The sequence below is a fragment of the Streptomyces sp. NBC_01237 genome (assembly GCF_035917275.1).
Lineage (GTDB): Bacteria > Actinomycetota > Actinomycetes > Streptomycetales > Streptomycetaceae > Streptomyces.
Genome location: NZ_CP108508.1, coordinates 1,075,415 through 1,096,190 on the forward strand (window position 1 = coordinate 1,075,415; position 20,776 = coordinate 1,096,190).

Genomic DNA, 20,776 nt, shown 5'->3' on the forward strand with positions numbered 1-20,776 from the left:
ACGCCACAGCCTTCCAGCGCCTTCCCGGACCGTTCGCGGGACCCGCCGGAGCCTCTCACACCCGACCGTACCGACGACAGGACAGCGCACCGTGGCCGAGACCACCCGTCATTCCGAGACCCGCTACGGCAACCGGCCGACCATGAAGGACGTGGCCGCCCGCGCCGGAGTGGGCCTCAAGACGGTCTCGCGGGTGGTGAACAGCGAACCGGGCGTCACCCCCGACACCGAACGCCGCGTGCAGGAGGCGATCGATGCCCTCGGCTTCCGCCGCAACGACAGCGCACGGGTCCTGCGCAAGGGCCGCACCGCTTCCATCGGCCTGGTCCTGGAAGACCTCGCCGACCCGTTCTACGGCCCGCTGAGCCGCGCCGTGGAGGAGGTCGCCCGTGCCCACGGCGCGCTCCTGATCAACGGTTCGAGCGCCGAGGACCCCGAGCGCGAACAGGAACTCGTGCTCGCGCTGTGCGCCCGCCGCGTGGACGGTCTGATCGTGATCCCCGCAGGGGACGACCACCGCTATCTGGAGCCGGAGATCAAGGCGGGCATCGCCACGGTCTTCGTGGACCGCCCGGCGGGCCGGATCGACGCCGACATGGTCCTTTCGGACAGCTTCGGCGGCGCCCGCGAAGGCGTCGCCCATCTGATCGCGCACGGCCACCGGAGGATCGGCTTCATCGGTGACCAGCCCCGCATCCACACCGCGACCGAGCGACTGCGCGGCTACCACGCGGCGATGACGGACGCGGGCATCGAGGTCCAGGACGCCTGGGTCTCGCTCGGCTCCACCGACCCCGACCGGGTCCGGGACGCCGCCGAGTCGATGCTCCGTGGCCCGGAGCCGGTGACCGCCCTGTTCGCGGGGAACAACCGGGTGACGGTGACCGTCGTACGCGTCCTGGCGGACCGGGAACGCCCTGTGGCCCTGGTCGGTTTCGATGACATCGAGCTGGCCGATCTGCTCGGCATCACCGTCATCTCCCAGGACGCGGCGGCGGTCGGCCGCACCGCCGCCGAGCATCTGTTCCGCCGCCTGGACGGCGTCGACCACGCCCCGGTACGGGTGGAACTCCCGACGACGCTCATCGCGCGCGGGTCGGGCGAACGCCCGCCCGCCTGATGCCGTCCGACGGCATGCGGGCGGCCCGTCGCCCGTACGCGCGTCGCCGTCGGCACCGGCGCGGCCGTGGGAGCGACCGCGCCGGGACCGCTACGGGGCGGTGACCGTCAGCCCGCCGCGGCGAGGCGAGGCGAACGCGTCGAGGTCCGCGCGGGTGAGCCCGGTGAGACGGGCGACCTCGGCGGTGTCCAGGGCGCCGCAGTCGATGCCGCGGAGCAGATAGCCGCTGAGGGCCTTGGCGGTGGCCGGTTCGTCCATGACGTCGCCGCCCGCCTTGGCGACGTACGCCGCGAGACGGCCCGCCGCCTGTTCCAGACCCTCGCGGTAGAAGGTGTAGACGGCCGCGTACCGGGTGGGCAGGTGGCCCGGGTGCATGTCCCAGCCCTGGTAGTAGGCGCGGGCCAGGGCGCGGCGGGTGAGTCCGTAGTGGAGCCGCCACGCCTCGTGGACCCGGGAGGTGGGGCCGACGGGCAGGACGTTGGTGGAACCGTCACAGACGCGTACGCCGGTACCCGCCGCGGCGACCTGCATGACGGCCTTGGCGTGGTCGGCGGCCGGATGGTCACTGGCCTGGTAGGCGGGACTGACACCGACGCAGGCGCTGTAGTCGAAGGTCCCGTAGTGCAGACCGGTCGCCCGCCCCCGGGCGGCGTCGATCATGCGGGCCACGGCGGCGGTGCCGTCCGCCGCGAGGATCGACTGGCTGGTCTCGATCTGGATCTCGAAGCCGATCCGCCCGGCGTCGAGCCCATGGGCCTTCTCGAAGGCTTCGAGCAGCTGGACGAAGGCGGTGACCTGCTCGGGGTACGTCACCTTGGGCAGGGTCAGCACGAGCCCGTCGGGCAGCCCGCCGGCCCGCATCAGGCCGGTGAGGAAGACATCCGTGGTGCGGATTCCGCGATCGCGTACGGCGGCCTCCATGCACTTCATCCGGATACCCATGTACGGGGCCGAGGTGCCGTCCCCGTACGCCTGCGAGACGAGCAGGGCGGCGCGGGCCGCCGCCTCGTCCTCCTCGGCGTCGGAGCGCGGGCCGTAGCCGTCCTCGAAGTCGATGCGCAGGTCCTCGACGGGCTCGCGCTCCAGCTTGGCGCGTACGCGGTCATGGACGGGCCCGGCCAGTTCCTCGGGGATGCCGAGGGCCGTGGCGAAGGAGGCGGCGTCGGGGGCGTGCGTGTCGAGGGCCTCCAGCGCCCGGTCGCCCCAGGAGCGGATGGTGTCGGCGGCGAACACGTCGCCGGGTACGTAGACGGTGTGCACGGGCTGGCGGGTGCCGGGGTCTCCCGGGTAGCGGCGGGCGAGTTCGGCGTCCACCGCCGCGAGGGAGGCGCTGATGTGCTCGCCGACCGTCCCGGCGAGGCTCGTTGCCACCTTCTCCTGCTGACCCATTCCCGTACCCTCCACGCTCTCGCTTTTTCCGCTTCTCGGAATCAACAATCCGTATAGTGAAGTTATAAGGCCGTCGTACCTGCGTCAATGGTGTCCGGTAATGGGTCGGGGCCGCGCGGTGGGTTTCACCGTGCGGCCCCGGGGGTGGTGCGCCCGCGCGCTGTGTGTTGCGTGTTGTGTGTTGTGCTGTGTGGGGGTCAGCTCTTGCGGGTGTTGATCTCTTCGGTGAGCTGGGGGACGACGTCGAAGAGGTCGCCGACGACGCCGTAGTCGACGAGGTCGAAGATCGGGGCCTCGGCGTCCTTGTTGATCGCGACGATCGTCTTGGACGTCTGCATCCCGGCCCGGTGCTGGATCGCGCCGGAGATCCCGGACGCGATGTACAGCTGAGGGGAGACCGACTTGCCGGTCTGCCCGACCTGGCTGGAGTGCGGGTACCACCCGGCGTCGACCGCGGCACGCGAGGCACCGACCGCCGCGCCCAGGGAGTCCGCGAGCGCCTCGATCAGCGGGAAGTTCTCCGCACCGTTGACCCCGCGCCCGCCCGACACCACGATCGCGGCCTCGGTCAGCTCCGGACGGCCCGTCGACTCACGCGGCGTACGCGACACGACCCGCGCCGCGTTCTCCGTACCCGAGAACACCACCGCGAGGTCCTCCAGGGCACCCGCGGCCCCGGCCGGCTCCACCGGCGCCGAGTTCGGCTTCACCGTGATCACCGCGACACCCCGCACCACCCGCGACCGCGTCGTGAACGACGCCGCGAACGCGGACTGCGTCGCGACGGGACCCGACTCGCCCGCCTCCACATCCACCGCGTCCGTGATGATCCCCGAACCCGTCCGCACCGCCAGACGCGCCGCGATCTCCTTCGTCTCCGCCGACGACGGAAGCAGCACCGCGACCGGCGACACCGCGTCGAACGCCGCCCGCAGCGCATCGACCTTCGGCACCACCAGATACTCCGCGAACTCCGGCCCCTCCACCGCCAGCACCCGCACCGCACCGTGCGAACCCAGCACACCGGCCGTCTCCCGCGCACCGGCACCCACCGCGACAGCCACCGGATCACCCAGACGCCGCGCCAGCGTCAGCAGCTCCAGCGTGGGCTTGCGGACGGCACCGTCCACATGATCGACATAGACAAGAACTTCAGCCATGGGACTTCAATCTCCTGCGAAACGAAACGAAAAGGGCAATCACGAACTGAACGGAACAGCGGACCCGGAACGCGGGCCTCAGATGAACTTCTGGCCCGCGAGGAACTCGGCCAGCCGCCTGCCGCCCTCGCCCTCGTCCTTCACGATCGTGCCCGCCGTACGCGCCGGACGCTCGGCCACCGCGTCCACCACCGTCCACGCACCCGCCAGACCGACCTCACCCGCATCGATCCCCAGATCATCCAGATCCAGCGACTCGACCGGCTTCTTCTTCGCCGCCATGATCCCCTTGAACGACGGATACCGCGCCTCGCCCGACTGGTCCGTCACCGACACCACCGCCGGCAACGACGCCTCCAGCACCTCACTGGCCGTGTCACCGTCCCGCCGCCCCGTCACCACACCACCGGCCACCGACACCTCCGACAGCAACGACACCTGAGCCACCCCCAGCCGCTCCGCGAGCAACGCCGGCAGCACACCCATCGTGCCGTCCGTCGACGCCATCCCGCAGATCACCAGATCGAACCCGGCACCCCCGACCGCCTTCGCCAGCACCAGCGACGTCCCCATCGCATCCGAACCGTGCAGACCGTCGTCCTCCACATGCACAGCCTTGTCCGCACCCATCGACAACGCCTTGCGCAACGCGTCCTTCGCGTCCTCGGGACCCACCGTCAGCACGGTCACCTCAGCCCCGTCCACCCCGTCCGCGATCCGCAACGCCTGCTCGACCGCATACTCGTCCAGCTCCGACAACAGACCATCGACATCCTCACGGTCCACCGTCAGGTCATCGGCGAAACGCCGGTCACCGGTCGCGTCGGGCACATACTTCACACAGACAACGATCCTCAAGCTCACGCCGGCTCTCCTACTGCATCGTCATTTCCGGGCTGCCTTGTTGCACGCAGCATAGGCGCCTTATGGGGCGGTTTCCGGTCGGGGCGACCGACGCTCCGAACGAAATATTACTCGCCAGTACACCCAGAGGTTCACTCATGGGCAAGCGCTCCGCACTGTGACCTTGCCAACGTGGTCGGCCCCTGCGCCGCCTGGTGCCCTCAGTCTCGCAGAGCCGTGAATCGCCCCTGGTGGTAGACCAGCGGACGGCCGCCTCCGGCCGGATCGCCGACCACGGCTTGGGCGATGACGATGCGGTGGTCCCCCGCCGGAATACGGTCCACCACGCGGCAGACCAGCCAGGCCGGCACCCCGTCCAGAAGCGGTACGCCCTCGGGGCCCTCACGCCAGTCCGTCGCCGGGCCGAACCGGTCGGCGCCACTGCGGGCGAACCTGGCGGCCAGCTCCTCCTGGTGCTCGCCGAGTATGTGGACTCCGATGTGCTCGGCGTCGGCGATCACCGGCCAGCTGGAGGAGGAGGTACCCACACCGAACGAGATGAGCGGCGGCTCGGCGGCGACGGAGTTGAGCGAGGTGGCGGTGAAGCCGACCGGGCCGTCACCGGCCGCGGTGATCACGGCGACGCCTGCGGCGTGCTGCCTGAAGACGGAGCGGAGAAGGCCGGGCGAAGCCGTCCGGGCGGTGGCGAGATCGGGTGTGGCCGTCATGGAGGTGTCCTTCTGCGGGAGTGGCGTACATGACCGTGGTTGCTCAGGCACCCGGACAGCGCGCACTCGCGTTGCGTGCGAGGTCCACATGGACCCGCCCGTAGAGAAGGAGTTCTGGCGGCATAGCGTCAGACTGACGATGCGGATGGCTGAGGTCAAGGGCGTTCCGCAATGTGGGAGATGCCTCACGGTCCGTCATGTGCCCTCCCCACGCAACAATGGCTCCGCATCCCTGTCCCTCTCTCACATGGCCCGGCCCAGTGCCGCCACCACGTCGACGGTGCGTGGCTGCCCGGTGGCCCGGCGGACGACCTCTCCGTGCGCGTCGAGCACCAGGACGGTCGGCGTACTGCTGATGTCCAGCTGCCTCACGAGAGTGAGATGCGCCTCCGCGTCGATCTCGATGTGGGCGACCCCCTCGACCATTCCGGCCACCTCCGCGAGCGTGCGGCGGGTGGCCCGGCAGGGCTGGCAGAAGGCGCTGGAGAACTGGACGAGGGTGGCCCGATCCCCCAGTTCCGCGCCGAGTTGGGACGCGTCGAGCCTGTCGCTGCCTGCCTGCACGTCCACTTCCGGCCTCCTGTCAGAGCTCTACGCAAAGACTCAGCACCGGCCGGCGGCAGGACATTCCCGCTCTTCTCACGTGACGAGAATCTCGCGCCCCGCACCCGCCGGGACTGGCCACCACGTCGCGCATGGGGCACCATCGCCACAATGCCGAAAACCTACGGCTGCGTAACTTCCGCCGGGAGAACCCTCCTCAGGCGCTGAAGAAGGGTCTTCTCCAGATGGCAGAACTCGTCTATCGGCCGGTCATCGGCGCCGCTCGCACTTTGTTCAAGGCGCTGGACCTGAAGATCGACACTCAGGGTTCGGAGCACATCCCGAAGACCGGCGGTGCGGTACTGGTCAGCAATCACATCAGCTATCTGGACTTCATCTTCACGGGTCTCGGCGCCCTGCCGCAGAAGCGGCTCGTCCGGTTCATGGCGAAGGAATCGGTCTTCCGGCACCGGATCTCCGGCCCGCTGATGCGCGGGATGAAGCACATCCCGGTCGACCGGAACCAGGGTGAGGACGCGTACGCGCACGCGCTCGAATCGCTGCGGTCCGGTGAGATCGTCGGTGTGTTCCCCGAGGCGACCATCTCGCAGTCGTTCACGCTCAAGAGCTTCAAGTCGGGCGCCGCACGGCTGGCCCAGGAAGCCGGCGTACCGCTGATCCCGATGGCCCTGTGGGGTACACAGCGGCTCTGGACCAAGGGACGGCCGCGCAATTTCCGGCGCAGCCACATCCCGGTCACCATCCGGGTCGGGGAGCCGATGGAGGCGCCCGCCGACCAGTACGCCGGTGCGATCACCCGACGGCTGCGCGAGCGGGTCCAGGAGCTCCTCGAAGCGGCGCAGCGGGCCTATCCGGTGCGCCCGAAGGACGCGAGCGACACCTGGTGGGTACCCGCCCATCTCGGCGGTACGGCTCCGACGCCCGCCGAGGTGCGCGAGCTCGGCTGACCCGGCCCGGCGCGGCCCCGGCGGGGGAAACGTCACTCCGGCGCGTGGACGGTGATCCACGCACCGGGGCCCGGCCTGTCCAGCGGCTCGGCGAGTTCGGCGCCTGCGGCTTCGAGCTCGCCGGTCGGCGCGGGGGCGAGGGCAAAGACCGGCGGGACGTGCCGCATCAGTTCCTGCCCGGAAACGCACGCATGCGGCCGACCGGAGATCAACTGATCTCCGGTCGGCCGCATATCCCTACGAACCCGGGTGTGCGTGAGGGGCGGGGGTGCTACTTCGCCATCTCTTCCTTGAGCGCCTGCAGGAACGCGTCGACGTCGTCCTCGGTGGTGTCGAAGGCGCACATCCACCGGACGTCACCGGCGGTCTCGTCCCAGAAGTAGAACCGGAAGCGCTTCTGCAGCCGCTCGCTGACGTCGTGCGGCAGCCGCGCGAAGACGGCGTTGGCCTGGACGGGATACAGGATCTCCACCCCGTCGACCGTCCTGACCCCGTCGGCGAGCCGCTGCGCCATCGCGTTGGCGTGGCGGGCGTTGCGCAGCCAGAGGTCACGCGCGAGCAGCGCCTCCAGTTGCACGGAGACGAAGCGCATCTTGGAGGCGAGCTGCATCGACAGCTTGCGCAGGTGCTTCATCGCACGGACCGAGTCGGGGTTGAGCACGACGACGGCCTCGCCGAAGAGGGCACCGTTCTTCGTGCCGCCGAAGGACAGCACATCGACGCCGACGGTGTTGGTGAACGTACGCATCGGTACGTCCAGCGACGCGGCGGCGTTGGCTATCCGGGCGCCGTCGAGGTGCACCTTCATGCCGCGCTCATGGGCGTGGTCGCAGATCGCGCGGATCTCGTCCGGCGTGTAGACCGTGCCCAGCTCGGTGTTCTGGGTGATCGAGACGACCTGCGGCATCGCCCGGTGCTCGTCGTCCCAGCCGAACGCCTGCCGGTCGATGAGCTCGGGTGTCAGCTTGCCGTCCGGGGTCGGCACGGTGAGCAGCTTCAGGCCGCCCATCCGTTCCGGGGCGCCGCCCTCGTCCACGTTGATGTGCGCGGACTCGGCGCAGATCACGGCGCCCCAGCGGTCGGTCAGCGCCTGGAGGGCGACGACGTTGGCTCCGGTGCCGTTGAAGACCGGGAACGCTTCGGCGGTGGCCCCGAAGTGGCTGTGCATGACCCGCTGGAGATGGCCGGTGTAGTCGTCCTCGCCGTAGGCGACCTGGTGGCCGCCGTTGGCGAGGGCGAGGGCCGCCATGACCTCCGGGTGCGCGCCCGCGTAGTTGTCGCTGGCGAAGCCGCGCACCTGCGGGTCGTGATGACGTCGAGCGTCGGTCCTTACGGTTGCGGGGTCAGCCACAGGCGCTTTCCGTTCACTTCTGCGGCGGGCTTGTCCCAGACGCCGGCGATGGCCTCGGCCAGCTCCTTGACGTCGGTGTAGCCCGCGAACTTCGCATTCGGGCGCTCGGCGCGCATCGCGTCGTGCACCAGTGCCTTGATGACCAGGATCGCAGCCGCGGTCTTCGGCCCCTCGTCGCCCCCCGCCCTGCGGAAGGCGTCGCCCAGCGCGAGCGTCCATGCCTCGGCCGCGGCCTTGGCCGACGCGTAGGCGGCGTTGCCCGCGGTGGGCTTGCTCGCCCCGGCCGCGCTGATCAGCACGTAGCGGCCCCGGTCGCTGCGCTGCAGCCCTTCATGGAAGGCGAGCGAGGTGGACTGGACCGTGCGGATCAGGAGCTTTTCCAGCACGTCCCAGTCGGCCAGCTCGGTCTCACCGAAGGAGGCGCTGCCGCGCCAGCCGCCGACGAGGTGGACCAGGCCGTCGATCCGGCCGAACTCCTTCTCGGTCCTGGCCGCCCACTCCCGGGCTGCGGCCAGGTCGAGCAGATCCACGGTGTCGCCGGTGACGGTCGCGCCGCCGTGGGCGTACCTCGCCGCGTCGACCGCCTCGGCGAGCCGCTCGGGGTGGGCGTCGGACGCGACGACGGTCGCGCCCGCCTCGGCGAGCCGCAGCAGCGTCGCCCGGCCCGCGGGTCCCGCCGCTCCGGCCACCGCGACCACGGCGCCTTCGAGCGCACCGCTCCCATTGGCCCTACCGGTTCCGTTCATGGCCACCGCCTCCTCGGCACGAGCGCTCACGCGGCTGCCTGCTCGGCATTCGTCGCGGTGATCCCCTTGGTGGAGGCGATCACGTTCTTCAGTTTCTTGGACAGCGCCTCATAGAACATGCTGAGGGGAAACTCGTCCGGAAGCACGTCGTCGACGAGCTTGCGCGGCGGCTGGGCGAGGTCCAGGGCGTCCGGACCCTTGGCCCAGCGGGAGCCGGGGTGCGGGGCGAGATAGGTCGCGACCAGGTCGTACGCGGCGAACCAGTGGACCAGCTTGGGGCGGTCGATGCCGTCGCGGTAGAGCTTCTCGATCTCGGCACAGAGCTGGTTGGTGACCTGCGGGGCCCGCTCCCAGTCGATCTTCAGGGTGTTGTCGGTCCAGCGGACGACGTCGTGCTTGTGGAGGTAGGCGAAGAGCAGCTGGCCGCCCAGGCCGTCGTAGTTGCGGACGCGCTCACCGGTGACGGGGAACCGGAACATCCGGTCGAACAGCACGGCGTACTGCACGTCCCGCCCCTGGCCGAAGCCGTCGGCCTCCAGCTTCACGGCCTCCTTGAAGGCGGTGAGATCGCAGCGCAGCTCCTCCAGGCCGTACATCCAGAACGGCTGCCGCTGCTTGATCATGAAGGGGTCGAACGGCAGGTCCCCATGGCTGTGGGTGCGGTCGTGGACCATGTCCCAGAGCACGAACGCCTGCTCGCAGCGTCGCTGGTCGCCGACCATCTCGCGGATGTCCTCGGGCAGCTCCACGCCGAGAATGTCGACGGACGCCTCGGTGACCCGGCGGAAGCGGGCGGCCTCGCGGTCGCAGAAGATGCCGCCCCAGCTGAAGCGCTCGGGGGCCTCGCGCACGGCGATGGTCTCCGGGAAGAGCACCGCGGAGTTGGTGTCGTAGCCGGCGGTGAAGTCCTCGAAGGTGATGCCGCAGAAGAGCGGGTTGTCGTAGCGGGTGGCTTCGAGGTCGGCCAGCCACTCGGGCCACACCATCCGCAGCACGACCGCTTCGAGGTTGCGGTCCGGGTTGCCGTTCTGCGTGTACATCGCGAAGACGACCAGGTGCTGGAGGCCGTCGACGCGGTCCTTGGCGGGCTGGAAGGCGAGCAGGGAGTCCAGGAAGTCGGGGACCCGGAAGCCGTCCGCGGCCCAGCGGCGCAGGTCCGAGACGAGGGCGCGGTGATACGCGGCGTCGTGCGGGAGCAGCGGGGCGAGCTCCTCGACCGCGCTGATCACCCGGTCGACGGCCGCGGTGGCCGTCGACGGCGCAGGGGCGCCCTCGGCCTCGAAGTCGATGGAGCCGTCCTTGGACTGCCAGGGCCGGATCTCCTCCACGGCATCCTTGAGCGCGGGCCAGGCCGGGTGCTCGACCACCCGCTGGGCAGTAGTTATCGCACCTTCGGCGGCGTCGTGCACAAGAATTTCCGTCATCACACTTCCTCCACGGGAGAACCTCGCGTTAAGCAACCGTATCCATGTGCGGTTGCTCCGGACAAGTGGGCATCAGAAAATTATCCTGCCGACCCCCCATGGTCACCGTCATTTTTCCTGCGGTGAACCGCGATGACGGCTAGTTCCCCCCGCCGTGCCGGGACGGGTGGGACCGGCCCGGCACGGCGGAAGACAGTCGCCACCGGGGCCATTACTCTCCGCAGTGCCGTAATGCCGTACAGCCCTGTGGGCAGGAGCAGCTCAGGGGGAGCCGACGACGGAAGCGAGATTGCCTTGACTTTTCTCACCATCGGCCACCGCGGGGTCATGGGGGTCGAACCGGAGAACACGCTGCGGTCCTTCGTCCGCGCGGAGCAGGCCGGGATGGACGCCATCGAGCTGGATCTCCATCTGAGCAAGGACGGCGCGCTCGCCGTGATGCACGATGCCGACGTGGCGCGCACCACCGACGGCAGCGGGCTGATCGCTGAGAAGACGCTGGCCGAGCTGCGCGGGCTGGACGCCGGGCAGGGCGAGCGGGTGCCCGTCTTCGAGGAGGTCCTCGACGCCGTGGGTTCACCGGTCCAGGCGGAGATCAAGGATGTCGCGGCGGCGCGCGCACTGGCCGAGGTGATGCTGCGGCGCGACCTCGCCGGCCGGGTCGAGGTGTCCTCGTTCCACGACGAGGCCGTCGCCGAGATCGCACGGCTGGTACCGGGAGTCCGGACCGTACTCATCGCCAGCCGCTGGGGCGGTGATGTGGTGGAGCGGGCGACGGCGGTGGGCGCGGCGACACTCGCGCTGAACATCCGCCGCCTCACGCTGGAGGTCGTCGAGCGGGCGCACGGCGAGGGTCTGAAGGTGATCGGCTGGGTGGTGAACACCCAGGACCATCTGCGTCTGGTGCGCGCGCTGGGCCTGGACGGCGCGACGACCGACTTCCCGGAGATCCGCCGCGCCGGCCGGTTCACCGCCTGAGCGTCCACCGGGGGCCGTACCGGCCCGTGACCCGTACTCCGCAGGTCCTTGACCGGGAGCACGGGTCCGCGGGTCCGCAGGTCGGGGCGACCGGCTGCTACAGGCCCTTCACCAGCAGCTCGAAGGCCAGGTCCGAGCGCTGCGGGATACCGAAGCGCTCGTCGCCGTACGGGAACGGGGTGAGCTTTCCGGTACGGCGGTAGCCGCGGCGCTCGTACCAGGCGATCAGTTCCTCACGCACGGATATCACCGTCATGTGCATCTCGCTCACGCCCCAGTCCTCCCGGACCGTGCGCTCCGCCTCGGCGATGATCTCCTTGCCGAGACCGGCGCCCTGGAGTCCGGGCCGGACGGCGAACATTCCGAAGTACGCGGCCTCGCCACGGTGTTCGAGCTGGCAGCAGGCGATGAGCGCGCCGTCGCGCTCGACCACGAGCAGTCGGCCGGAGGGTGCGGTGACGACCGCGCGCACCCCGTCCTCGTCGGTCCGCTGCCCCTGGAGGATGTCCGCCTCGGTGGTCCAGCCGGTCCGGCTGGAGTCGCCGCGGTAGGCGGACTCGATCAGGGTCACGAGAGCCGGGACATCGTCCTCGGTCGCGTCGCGGAAGGTGAGCCGGTGCGAGTCGCGGGCCGGGGCGGTGTCCATGGTGGAGCTCTCCGTTTCTCTGCTTCTCTGCTGCGGAATTCCCTGCTGCTCCTCCGCTGCCGGATTCGCTGCTGCCGATGGTCCCGTACGAGACTAACCCGTCCGGAACCGCCCCCCGCAGGCCCCGGCGCACTCCCCTCGCACTTCGATGCGCCGGGTAGGACCGGTGCGGTACGGGCATCGATCAGTCGACGCGACACCGGTGTCGCAGGTCCTGAGCGGCCTGCTCCAGGGGGAGGTGCGCTGTGCACGGACCGGCCCTGTCCGGCTGGCTGTTGATGGTGCTGTGCGGTGTGACGGGCGCGTACTGCCTGCTGCGCACGCGTGAGGGGACCGCGCAGGAACGCAGAACCGCGCGGGCGGAGGCGTTGATGGGCTTCGGTATGGCCACGATGGCCGTCCCGGCCGCCCTGCTCACACCCCCGAGGTGGGCCTGGGGGGTGTACGTGGTGCTGTTCGGCGGCGCCGCGCTGCGGGCCCTGTGGTTCGCCCGGATCAGCGGGCACCACCGGCATCACCTGGTCGGTTCGCTGGCGATGGTCTACATGGCCGTCATGATGGCCCCGGGCATCGCGGGCGGCGGCGGTCAGGGCGGACACGCCGGGCACGGGGCCGCAGGCTCGCACGGCGTCGCACCGGCGGCCGGGGGGATACCGTTGCTGACGGGGGCCCTGCTCGTGTATTACGCGTTCTACGTGCTGCGGTCCGCCGGGCGGCTGATACCGGTGCCCGTTCCCGCCGGACCCGTCGCACCGGGCGTTTCGAGCGGTGCGGGCGGCACGCCGGGGCCGGCGGGGACGGGCAGCGGCTGGGCGGGCCTGCCCGATCTGACGTCGGCCTGCCGGCTGACGATGGGGATGGCCATGTTCGCGATGCTGCTCACACTGTGAGACAGCACACGCTTCAAACGGTGTCCTACGTCACTTGCCGGTCGCATCCATACCCGTGGATGCCGTGCCCCTCATAGGCTGACGCCCATGTTGGTCTCCCTCGTGCTGCTGTCGCTCGGTGTGCTGACCGCTGTGCTGACTCCGCGGCTGATGGCACGGGCCCAGTGGCCGGAGCGCGAGCCCGTGGTCGCACTGTGGGTGTGGCAGTGCGTCGTGTCGGGGGTGCTGCTCTCCTTCGGGCTGTCGATGACGTTCAGTGCCGCCGCCGCCTGGCAGGCGGTCCGCGGTCATGTCTTCGCCCCCGCGCCGCACGCCGTCGTGGAGGCGTACGCACTGGCGGCGTACGGGCCGTGGTCGGCCGTCATCGCGGTGCTGCTGGCCCTCGGGGGCGTCTGGACGGCGGCCATGCTGATCCGGGAGATCCACCGCGCGCAGCGGCGTCGCAGGCAGCGGCGCGCCGAACTGCTGGTCCGTTCCCCCCTGATGCCCGGGGAGGAACCGGGCAGCGGGCGTCTCGTGGTGCTGGAGGGCGAGCGTCCCGATGCCTGGTGGCTCCCCGGCGCCGCTCCCCAACTGGTCATCACCACCGCCGCGCTGGGCCGCCTGAAGGGACGTCAGCTCGATGCCGTACTGGCCCATGAGCAGGGCCACGCCCAGGCGCGGCACGACTGGCTGCTGAACTGCTCCTCCGCGCTGGCGACCGGTTTCCCCCAGATCCCGGTCTTCGCCGCGTTCCGGGACGAGATGCACCGGCTGGTCGAGCTGGCCGCCGACGATGTCGCCTCGCGGCGCTTCGGGCGTCTCACGATCGCGCTCGCCCTGGTCGAACTCAACGAGGATCGCGGGGTGTTCGGCCCGTGCCCCACACCGCACGCGCAACTGCCGCTGCGGGTGAACCGGTTGCTGGCACCGGTGGAGCGGCTCACCGCGGGCCGTCGGCTGCGGCTCACCGCCGCCGCCGCGCTGGTGCCGGTGGTACCGCTGCTGGTCGCCTTCGTTCCGGGACTCAGCGCCCTGGGATAGCCGGTGGGCCGGGTCGTCCGCGAGGATCACCCCATGCACACCCCGCTCCCGCACCACTCCGACCACTCCCCCGCCACCGCGACCGCCTTCCGGACGGGCGTCGTCAGCGCGTCCCTCTCCGCGGTACTGCTGATCCTCGTCGCCGTGCGCTGGTCCCCTCTGATGTCGCTGGACCGTACGGTCGCCGAGGCCCTGCACCGGCGGGCGGTGACCGAGCCGGGGCTGGTCCACGCCAACCGGGTGATGACGGACTGGGTGTGGGACCCATGGACGATGCGCGCGCTCGTCGCGGTCGTCGTGATCGCCCTGTGGTGGCGTGGGTTCCGGCTGCTCGCGGGATGGGTGGCGGCGACGAGCCTCTTCTCCACCCTCGTACAACAGGGTCTGAAGAGCGCCATGGGCCGGGAGCGCCCGGAGTGGCCCGATCCGGTGGACTCCGCCAACTACGCGGCGTTCCCGTCCGGTCACGTCATGACCGCGGTGGTGAGCTGCGGGCTGTTCCTGTGGCTGCTGCGTCTGTTCGGAGCGGGTCCGCGACTGTGGTGGGGGGCGTGTGCCGTGGCGGGCGTCTCGGTGGCCGGGGTCGGATTCACCCGGATCTACCTGGGCGTGCACTGGCTGACCGATGTGCTGGGCGGCGTACTGCTGGGCGTGGCGGCGGTGGCGTTCTCGGTCGTCGGATACGCCGCGTGGGCGGCTCGCCGGACATCGGGAGCGGTCGGCCTGCCCCGTAGCGGCTGAGCGCCTGCGCCGGGCTGTGCGAACACGCCGGGTGGCCGGTCTCACACCCCGTAGTGGCACCGGGCGGCCGGAGTGTGAGGGATGTCCCTGCCACGCAATGGGTCGGATTGTCGGACCGGGGCCGTAGCCTTGTACGTATGTCCCCCATTCCGTCCTCGTCCCCTTCCGTGCGTTCGATGCGCTCCGTGCGTTCCGCAGCAGTGGTCAATGAAGAGATCCGCGACCTGTGGCAGCGCTCCGGCGGGCTGCTGTCGCCGGACGGCGAGGCGGAGTACCAGCGGTTGCTGGTGGAGTGGGCGGCGGCGACGGGCGGAAGCGCCCGGGACGCCGCCTGACGGAGCGCGGGGGTGGCGTCACAGGCTCCGGAGCCCGGTGCGATGGTGGTGGTCATGACTGATCAGCCCCCTGTCGCCGTTACCGCCGTGGCGGGCCGGGACCTGTCCCGCGCGGACGGCCTGGCCGAGCTGCTGACCGCCTACCACCTGTTCACGGAGGCCGAGAAGGGCCTCGCCGTGGGTAGCGTGGACGAGCTGCCCGACCGCTACCGGTCCGAGATCCGCTCGCCCCGGAGCGCGTTCGCCGACGACACCGTGGTGGTCGCCCGGGAAGGGCGTGCGGTGGTGGGCTGCGTGGTGGTGACCGCGCCCGTGGAGGGCGCATCGGAGATCAAACGGCTCTGGGTGGATCCCTCGGTACGCGGGCGCGGCGTCGCGTCGGCCCTCGTCGATGGGGCATTGGCGCACGCGGCGGAGTCGGGTGCGTCCAGGGTGCGGCTCTCGGTGTGGAGCTGGCGCAGCGGTGCCATCGCCCTGTACGAGCGGGCCGGCTTCGGCGTGGTCGATTCCTGGGACGCCCGGGACGGGCTCGTGTGCATGGAGCACGCCTGACTCCGGCGATCCCCCGCGTCGCCGGATCCAGGCGCGCACCCGCGGCCGGGTCCCGGAGGATACGGCCGTGGGCCACGGCGACGACCGAAGAACCGGAGGCCGTCGACGCAGACATACAGCATCTCCCCGCGCGGCTCATCGGTCAATGAATTACGGCTGCGCGGCCTCACGGGGTGTGGCCCGCCGGGGAACTGCCCGGCGGACCACACTGGTGTCCCGTGCTTTCGGATGCCTGGGAGCTGAACGGTCAGCGGTCGAAGTAGTCCGGCTGCGTCTGCACGTTGAGCTCCTTCAGCCGTACCCTCTTCGCCGGGTCGGTACGCCGGTCATCGAGCTTCAGCACGTCGAAGCCCTTGGCGATGTCGTTGGAGTAGATGTAGCCGTTGTAGTAGTACGCCGACCAGGAGCCCGCCGTGGTGACACCGTCGAGCGTGACGGGACCCCGCTCGAAGTAGGCGATCTCCTTGGGCTTCGAGGAGTTGGTGAAGTCCCATACGGAGATGCCGCCCTGGTACCACGCCTGGACCATGAGGTCGCGGCCCTTCACCGGGATGATCGAGCCGTTGTGGGCGACACAGACCTCGACGTCGGCCTGGTGGCGGTCGATCTTGAAGTAGCTGCGGAAGACGAGCTTGCGGTGGTCGCCGCGTCCCACGATGTCGTAGATGCCGTCGGCGCCCCGGTTCGGGCCGATCTCCTCGTTGCAGGTGGCCGCGCCGCCGCCGCCGAGCTCGTCGGTGAAGACGACCTTGTCGGCACCCTGGTTGAACGTGGCGGAGTGCCAGAACGCGAAGTTCACGTTGTCCTGGACCCGGTCGATGATCTTCGGGTTCTCCGGGTCCTTGATGGAGAACAGCAGGCCGTCACCCATGCAGGCACCGGCGGCCAGGTCCTTCGACGGAAGCACCGTGATGTCGTGGCAGCCCGTCGTCTTGGAGACGCCCGGGTTGTCGGGGGCACCCGGGTTCCCGCCGTCCGGGAAGAGGACCGGGAAGTTCACGATCGCGGCCTTCTCGGGCGCGTTGCGCGGCACCTTGATGACGGAGATCCCGTCGTGCGGCGGCTGGCAGTCGGGGAACGCCGCGCTCGGGGAGTACGAGGAGACGTACACGTAGACGTTCCTGCGCTCGGGCACCAGCGTGTGGGTGTGCGAACCGCAGGCGGTCTCGACGGCGGCGACGTACTTCGGGTGGCGCTTGTCGCTGATGTCGAAGACCTTCATGCCCTCCCAGGAGGACTTCTCCGTGGCGGGCTGGGTGGTGCTGGCGCAGGAGTTGTCACTGCGCGAGGAGTCGGTGGACAGGAACAGCAGGTTCCCGGAGACCGAGATGTCGTTCTGGGAGCCGGGGCAGAGGACCTGCGCGACGGTCCTCGGCCTCTTCGGGTTGCTGATGTCGAAGATGCGGAAGCCGTCGTAGTTGCCGGCGAAGGCGTACTTGCCCTGGAAAGCCAGATCCGTGTTGGTGCCCTGGAGGGCGTCCTTCGGGATGTTGGTGAGGTGCTCGATGTTGTCACTGTGGACGATCTCGTCCACGCCGGGTATCTCACCGCTCTTGATGGCTGCCGCGGCTTCGGCCTCCTGGCTCGCGGAGATTCCGCCGCGCTTGGCCGGGGCGTCACCCGGGTCGGGTGTCGCGGCCGCGGTGGTGGCCGTCAGCAGAGTGGCGAAGAGCCCGGCCGCGGCTGCTGCCACGCCCAGACGTCTGCGCCGCACGCGGGTGGTGGGCAACGAGGTCACTGCGTCCTCCCTTGTATCCGTTCGTAGTTGAACGGCTTACGGACTCCGGCAGTATCGTCCCTTCCATGTACACACCAACAGATGGCAACAGAGACGTAATAAAAGTTTTTGATCATCGCTGTGCGGAAGCGTGCTAGGACGGTCCGCAACAAACCTTTCATGGCACAGGAGGTCGCCGTGTCGATCCGCCGTCAGTCCACACGCGTGCGCGCAACCGTCCTCGCGGCAGCGGCCGTTGCTCTGGCCCTGACTCTGGGAGCCTGTGATGCGGCCGGGGGTGACGGAAGCCCGAAGGCCGGGTCGGACGCAGGTCCGGCGGTGGTGGCCCCCGGAAAGCCGGGCGAGCCGGCCCGGACACTCTCCGCCGAGGAAGCCGTGCGGGAGGCCGGTCAGGACCCGGCGAACTCCGCCGATTTCCGCTACGCGCAGATGATGATCCAGCATCACGGTCAGGCCCTCGTCATGACCCGACTCGTCCCGGACCGCGCTTCCTCGGTATCTGTCAAACGGCTCGCGGAGCGCATCTCCGCAGGCCAGAAGCCAGAGATCGGCACGATGGAGGGGTGGCTGAAAAGCAATGCCGGGGACAGGCGCAAGGAGACGCACGACCACTCCACGATGCCCGGCATGGCGACCGAGGCGCAGCTGAAGCAGTTGCGCGCCGCGCGGGGCGACGCATTCGACACCCTGTTCCTGAAGCTGATGATCACCCACCATCAGGGAGCGATCACGATGGCCACCGAGGCGCTCTCGGAGGGCAACAACGTGCTGGTGGAGGAGATGGCGGGCGATGTCGTCGCGCAGCAGACGGTGGAGATCGACCGGATGCGCAAGCTGATGGACTGACGGTGCGCGCCTCTCCCCCCTTCCGCCGGGCGGTGCGATGCTGGAGGGACACTTCGGGAAGAGGTGCACCGTGCTCCGTGTCGCCGTGGTCGGGTCGGGCCCCAGCGGGGTCTACACCGCCCAGTCCCTGTTGCAGCAGTCGCTGGTGCCCGATGTGCGGGTCCACGTACTGGACCGGCTGCCCACTCCGTACGGTCTGGTGCGCTACGGGGTGGCCCCCGACCACGAAAAGATCAAGTCGCTCCAGAACAGTCTGCGGGCCGTCCTGGAGGACGAGCGGATCACCTTTGTGGGCCATGTCGAGGTGGGCGGAGCCGAAGGGCTCTCACCCGCACGGCTCAAGGAGCTCTATCACGCGGTCGTCTACTGCGTCGGCGCGGCGACCGACCGCCCGCTCGGCGTACCGGGCGAGGATCTGCCGGGCAGCTTCTCCGCCACCGAGTTCGTCTCCTGGTACAGCGCGCACCCGGACACGGCCGCCGACGGGTTCGCGCTGCGCGCCCGCTCGGCGGTGGTGATCGGGGTCGGCAACGTAGCGGTGGACGTGGCCCGGATCCTGGCGCGCGGCGCGGACGAGCTGCGCTCCACCGATGTGCCCCGGGCCGCGCTCCACACACTCTCCGGGAGCCGGGTGCGCGACGTGCACATCGTGGGCAGACGTGGCCCCTCCCAGGCCAGATTCACCACGAAGGAGCTGCGGGAGCTGGGCGCCCTGCCGCGGGCGCACCTGGTCGTCGACCCCGCGGAGCTCGCGCTCGACCCGGCGTACGCGGCCCCGGCCGGCGGGCCCGGCACGCCGCCGCTGCCCGCGGTGGTGCGGCGCAATCTGGAGGTGCTGCGCGGGTGGGCAGCGGACCCGCCGCCCACTGCCGCGGACCGGGGGCGCCGTATCCGTCTGCGGTTCTTCCTGCGCCCGGCCGAGCTGCTGGAGCGGGGCGGCCGGGTCGCCGGGGTGCGGTTCGCCCGTACGGCACCGGACGGTTCCGGAGGCGTACGGGACACCGGTGCGTACGAGGACATCGAGGCACAGCTCGTGCTGCGGGCGGTCGGCTACCGGGGGATGCCGCTGCCGGGCCTGCCGTTCGACCCCGCCCACGGCACCGTGCCGCACCTGGCGGGGCGGGTGCTGCGGGGCGGGGAGCCCTCGCCCGGTGAGTATGTGGCGGGATGGATCAAGCGCGGGCCGACCGGGGTGATCGGTTCGAACCGTTCGTGCGCCAAGGAGACCGTCGCCTCGTTGATCGAGGACGCGCCGCTGCTGGCGCGGCGGTCGGTGACGGCCGATCCGCTGTCGGTGCTGCGGGAGTGGGGGCTGCGGCCGGTGGAGTGGGACGGCTGGCTGTCGATCGAGCGCGCGGAGGCCGCACTGGGGCGGTCGCTGGGGCGCGGCCCGGTGAAGATCCCGGACTGGGCGGGGCTGCTCGACGCGGCACGGGGCGACAGCGGCTGACCGGCGGCCGGGGGTGCCATGGGCCGGGGCCGGTGGGACGCGTCAGCCCTCCGGACGGCTCCGGGCCGGTGGGCCGTGTCAGCTTTCCAGGAGGCGTTCGGCAGGTCCGTCCTCGCCCAGGCGTTGCGCCTGTCGGTCCACGGCCCGGAGAACGCTGTCGAGCAGGCCGGGGAAGAGCGCGTCCAGATCGTCCTGCCGCAGACCGCTCACCTTGGCGGTGCCCCGGTAGATCTGGTGGATGACCCCGCTCTCGCGCAGCACCCGGAAGTGGTGCGTGGAGGTGGACTTGGACACCGGGAGGTCGAACCGTGAGCAGGCCAGTTCCTCGGCCGCACCCGACAACTGGCGGACGATGCGCAGCCGCATCGGGTCGGCCAGCGCGTGCAGGACGCTCTCGATCCGGATCTCCTCGCGCGCGGGATGGGACAGCGCGCGGGCCCCCGCCACGACGGCCGGGACTGCGGTGGTGGCGCTTGCGGGGGTCACGGTGGCTCCACTTCGTCCTGAGGACTCCATTGTACGAGAGCCATCGTAATTCCCGTCCGGGGCGTCGGCCGGAGCCGGCGGCCGGCTCATTCCCGGGTCGCCACCACCAGTCGGCCGCGCGGGCTCCCGTCGTCCCGCAGCCCCAGTTCCGTCAGGGGCAGGAGCCGCACGGTGAACCCGGTGCGGGTCAGGTCGGCCAGGACGTCGGGGAGCCGGAAGGTGCGGTAGTACATGATGAATCGCGGGCGCCACAGTGCGTTGCGCACCCGCATCGCCGCGTCGAATCCCAGCAGGGTCCAGTAGGTCCGGGAGCCCACGGCGGGCGGTGCGCCCAACGGGAAGACGAACCGGCCGCCCGGTCGCAGCGCCCCGTGCACCTGGGCGAAGAGACCGGGGCGCTCCTTCGGCAGGAAGTGGCCGAACGCGCCGAGGCTCAGCGCCAGATCGAAGGATGCCGTGAAGGGCAGCGCCCGCGCGTCGGCCCGTACCCAGTCCACCGCCGGTCCCCCGGTGCCCTCCGGCAGCGAGGACCGGCCCTCGGCGAGCATGCCCGCACTGAAGTCGACGCCGGTGACCCGCTCCCGGCACAGCCGGCGCAGCACCCCCACGCCCGCGCCGGTGCCGCAGCAGACGTCCAGCCCAGCGTCGAACGGCCCCGACGGCCGGAGGGCGCTGGTGACGGCGTCGAGCACGCGGTCGGGCGTGCGGTACGGCGTGTGGTCGAACTTCGGGGCGAGCAGGTCGTATCCGCGCTCGGTGGAGGAGAGCGCCTGGACGGCCAGCTCGCGGAAGGTGGGGCCCGTTTGTGTGAACATTGCC

The 20,776-nt window shown here is 70.5% G+C and carries 23 protein-coding genes; 10 read left to right on the plus strand and 13 right to left on the minus strand.

Annotated elements, in window-relative coordinates; all coding sequences use genetic code 11:
• The first annotated feature begins 91 nt into the window (after positions 1–91).
• Positions 92–1,120, plus strand: a complete 1,029-nt coding sequence (locus OG251_RS04805; RefSeq protein WP_073724429.1) for a LacI family DNA-binding transcriptional regulator — start codon at positions 92–94, stop codon at positions 1,118–1,120.
• A 90-nt stretch (positions 1,121–1,210) separates the two neighbouring features.
• Here OG251_RS04805 and OG251_RS04810 read toward each other — a convergent pair whose 3' ends face one another.
• From OG251_RS04810 to OG251_RS04830, 5 genes are all read right to left on the minus strand, one after another.
• Positions 1,211–2,509 (minus strand): DUF6986 family protein, encoded by a 1,299-nt coding sequence (locus OG251_RS04810; RefSeq protein WP_326675892.1) that lies wholly within the window; start codon positions 2,507–2,509, stop codon positions 1,211–1,213.
• A 197-nt stretch (positions 2,510–2,706) separates the two neighbouring features.
• Positions 2,707–3,669, minus strand: coding sequence for an electron transfer flavoprotein subunit alpha/FixB family protein (locus OG251_RS04815; protein WP_326675893.1), 963 nt, complete (start codon positions 3,667–3,669; stop codon positions 2,707–2,709).
• A gap of 78 nt (positions 3,670–3,747) precedes the next feature.
• Positions 3,748–4,533, minus strand: a complete 786-nt coding sequence (locus OG251_RS04820) for an electron transfer flavoprotein subunit beta/FixA family protein (protein WP_326675895.1) — start codon at positions 4,531–4,533, stop codon at positions 3,748–3,750.
• Positions 4,534–4,733: 200 nt separating this feature from the next.
• A complete protein-coding gene (locus OG251_RS04825) occupies positions 4,734–5,240 on the minus strand; it encodes a flavin reductase family protein (protein ID WP_326675897.1) in 507 nt (168 codons plus the stop codon).
• A 243-nt stretch (positions 5,241–5,483) separates the two neighbouring features.
• Positions 5,484–5,810 (minus strand): TlpA family protein disulfide reductase, encoded by a 327-nt coding sequence (locus tag OG251_RS04830; RefSeq protein WP_326675898.1) that lies wholly within the window; start codon positions 5,808–5,810, stop codon positions 5,484–5,486.
• A 218-nt stretch (positions 5,811–6,028) separates the two neighbouring features.
• Here OG251_RS04830 and OG251_RS04835 point away from each other — a divergent pair, with 218 nt between their 5' ends.
• Positions 6,029–6,751 (plus strand): lysophospholipid acyltransferase family protein, encoded by a 723-nt coding sequence (locus tag OG251_RS04835; RefSeq protein WP_326675900.1) that lies wholly within the window; start codon positions 6,029–6,031, stop codon positions 6,749–6,751.
• Positions 6,752–6,783: 32 nt separating this feature from the next.
• On the opposite strand, the gene OG251_RS04840 is transcribed toward OG251_RS04835, so the two are convergent.
• From OG251_RS04840 to OG251_RS04855, 4 genes are all read right to left on the minus strand, one after another.
• A complete protein-coding gene (locus OG251_RS04840; RefSeq protein ID WP_326675902.1) occupies positions 6,784–6,918 on the minus strand; it encodes a hypothetical protein in 135 nt (44 codons plus the stop codon).
• 104 nt (positions 6,919–7,022) lie between these two features.
• On the minus strand, positions 7,023–8,102 hold the full coding sequence (locus OG251_RS04845) for a threonine aldolase family protein (protein ID WP_326675904.1): 1,080 nt from the start codon (positions 8,100–8,102) through the stop codon (positions 7,023–7,025).
• Positions 8,081–8,848, minus strand: a complete 768-nt coding sequence (locus tag OG251_RS04850; RefSeq protein WP_326675906.1) for an SDR family oxidoreductase — start codon at positions 8,846–8,848, stop codon at positions 8,081–8,083. Before OG251_RS04850 ends, OG251_RS04845 begins: the two co-directional genes overlap by 22 nt.
• A 26-nt stretch (positions 8,849–8,874) precedes the next feature.
• Complete coding sequence (locus OG251_RS04855) at positions 8,875–10,272, minus strand: DUF6421 family protein (protein ID WP_326675908.1); 1,398 nt, start codon at positions 10,270–10,272, stop codon at positions 8,875–8,877.
• Between the two features lie 327 nt (positions 10,273–10,599).
• Here OG251_RS04855 and OG251_RS04860 point away from each other — a divergent pair, with 327 nt between their 5' ends.
• Entirely contained in the window at positions 10,600–11,250 is a 651-nt protein-coding gene (locus OG251_RS04860; protein ID WP_326681156.1) for a glycerophosphodiester phosphodiesterase, read from the plus strand.
• A gap of 97 nt (positions 11,251–11,347) precedes the next feature.
• On the opposite strand, the gene OG251_RS04865 is transcribed toward OG251_RS04860, so the two are convergent.
• Positions 11,348–11,896: a GNAT family N-acetyltransferase gene (locus tag OG251_RS04865; protein ID WP_326675909.1), complete on the minus strand. Its 549-nt coding sequence runs from the start codon at positions 11,894–11,896 to the stop codon at positions 11,348–11,350.
• Between the two features lie 245 nt (positions 11,897–12,141).
• Between OG251_RS04865 and OG251_RS04870 the strand changes: the two genes are divergently transcribed.
• From OG251_RS04870 to OG251_RS04890, 5 genes are all read left to right on the plus strand, one after another.
• Entirely contained in the window at positions 12,142–12,786 is a 645-nt protein-coding gene (locus OG251_RS04870) for a DUF5134 domain-containing protein (protein ID WP_326675910.1), read from the plus strand.
• An 87-nt stretch (positions 12,787–12,873) separates the two neighbouring features.
• Positions 12,874–13,809: a M56 family metallopeptidase gene (locus tag OG251_RS04875; RefSeq protein WP_326675911.1), complete on the plus strand. Its 936-nt coding sequence runs from the start codon at positions 12,874–12,876 to the stop codon at positions 13,807–13,809.
• A gap of 33 nt (positions 13,810–13,842) precedes the next feature.
• On the plus strand, positions 13,843–14,550 hold the full coding sequence (locus tag OG251_RS04880) for a phosphatase PAP2 family protein (protein WP_326675912.1): 708 nt from the start codon (positions 13,843–13,845) through the stop codon (positions 14,548–14,550).
• Positions 14,551–14,687: 137 nt separating this feature from the next.
• The gene (locus OG251_RS04885; RefSeq protein WP_073718891.1) at positions 14,688–14,885 is read left to right on the plus strand and encodes a hypothetical protein; all 198 of its coding nucleotides are present in this window, start codon (positions 14,688–14,690) and stop codon (positions 14,883–14,885) included.
• 54 nt (positions 14,886–14,939) lie between these two features.
• The gene (locus tag OG251_RS04890) at positions 14,940–15,437 is read left to right on the plus strand and encodes a GNAT family N-acetyltransferase (RefSeq protein ID WP_326675915.1); all 498 of its coding nucleotides are present in this window, start codon (positions 14,940–14,942) and stop codon (positions 15,435–15,437) included.
• Positions 15,438–15,684: 247 nt separating this feature from the next.
• Here OG251_RS04890 and OG251_RS04895 read toward each other — a convergent pair whose 3' ends face one another.
• Positions 15,685–17,175: an LVIVD repeat-containing protein gene (locus OG251_RS04895; protein ID WP_326675916.1), complete on the minus strand. Its 1,491-nt coding sequence runs from the start codon at positions 17,173–17,175 to the stop codon at positions 15,685–15,687.
• Positions 17,176–17,334: 159 nt separating this feature from the next.
• On the opposite strand from OG251_RS04895, the gene OG251_RS04900 reads away from it, so the two are divergent.
• On the plus strand, positions 17,335–18,021 hold the full coding sequence (locus tag OG251_RS04900) for a DUF305 domain-containing protein (protein ID WP_326681157.1): 687 nt from the start codon (positions 17,335–17,337) through the stop codon (positions 18,019–18,021).
• A gap of 70 nt (positions 18,022–18,091) precedes the next feature.
• Entirely contained in the window at positions 18,092–19,471 is a 1,380-nt protein-coding gene (locus OG251_RS04905) for an FAD-dependent oxidoreductase (RefSeq protein ID WP_326675917.1), read from the plus strand.
• A 78-nt stretch (positions 19,472–19,549) separates the two neighbouring features.
• On the opposite strand, the gene OG251_RS04910 is transcribed toward OG251_RS04905, so the two are convergent.
• Together OG251_RS04910 and OG251_RS04915 are read right to left on the minus strand one after the other, a co-directional pair.
• Positions 19,550–19,957: an ArsR/SmtB family transcription factor gene (locus OG251_RS04910; protein WP_326675919.1), complete on the minus strand. Its 408-nt coding sequence runs from the start codon at positions 19,955–19,957 to the stop codon at positions 19,550–19,552.
• A gap of 86 nt (positions 19,958–20,043) precedes the next feature.
• Positions 20,044–20,772, minus strand: coding sequence for a class I SAM-dependent methyltransferase (locus OG251_RS04915; RefSeq protein ID WP_326675921.1), 729 nt, complete (start codon positions 20,770–20,772; stop codon positions 20,044–20,046).
• Positions 20,773–20,776 lie beyond the last annotated feature (4 nt).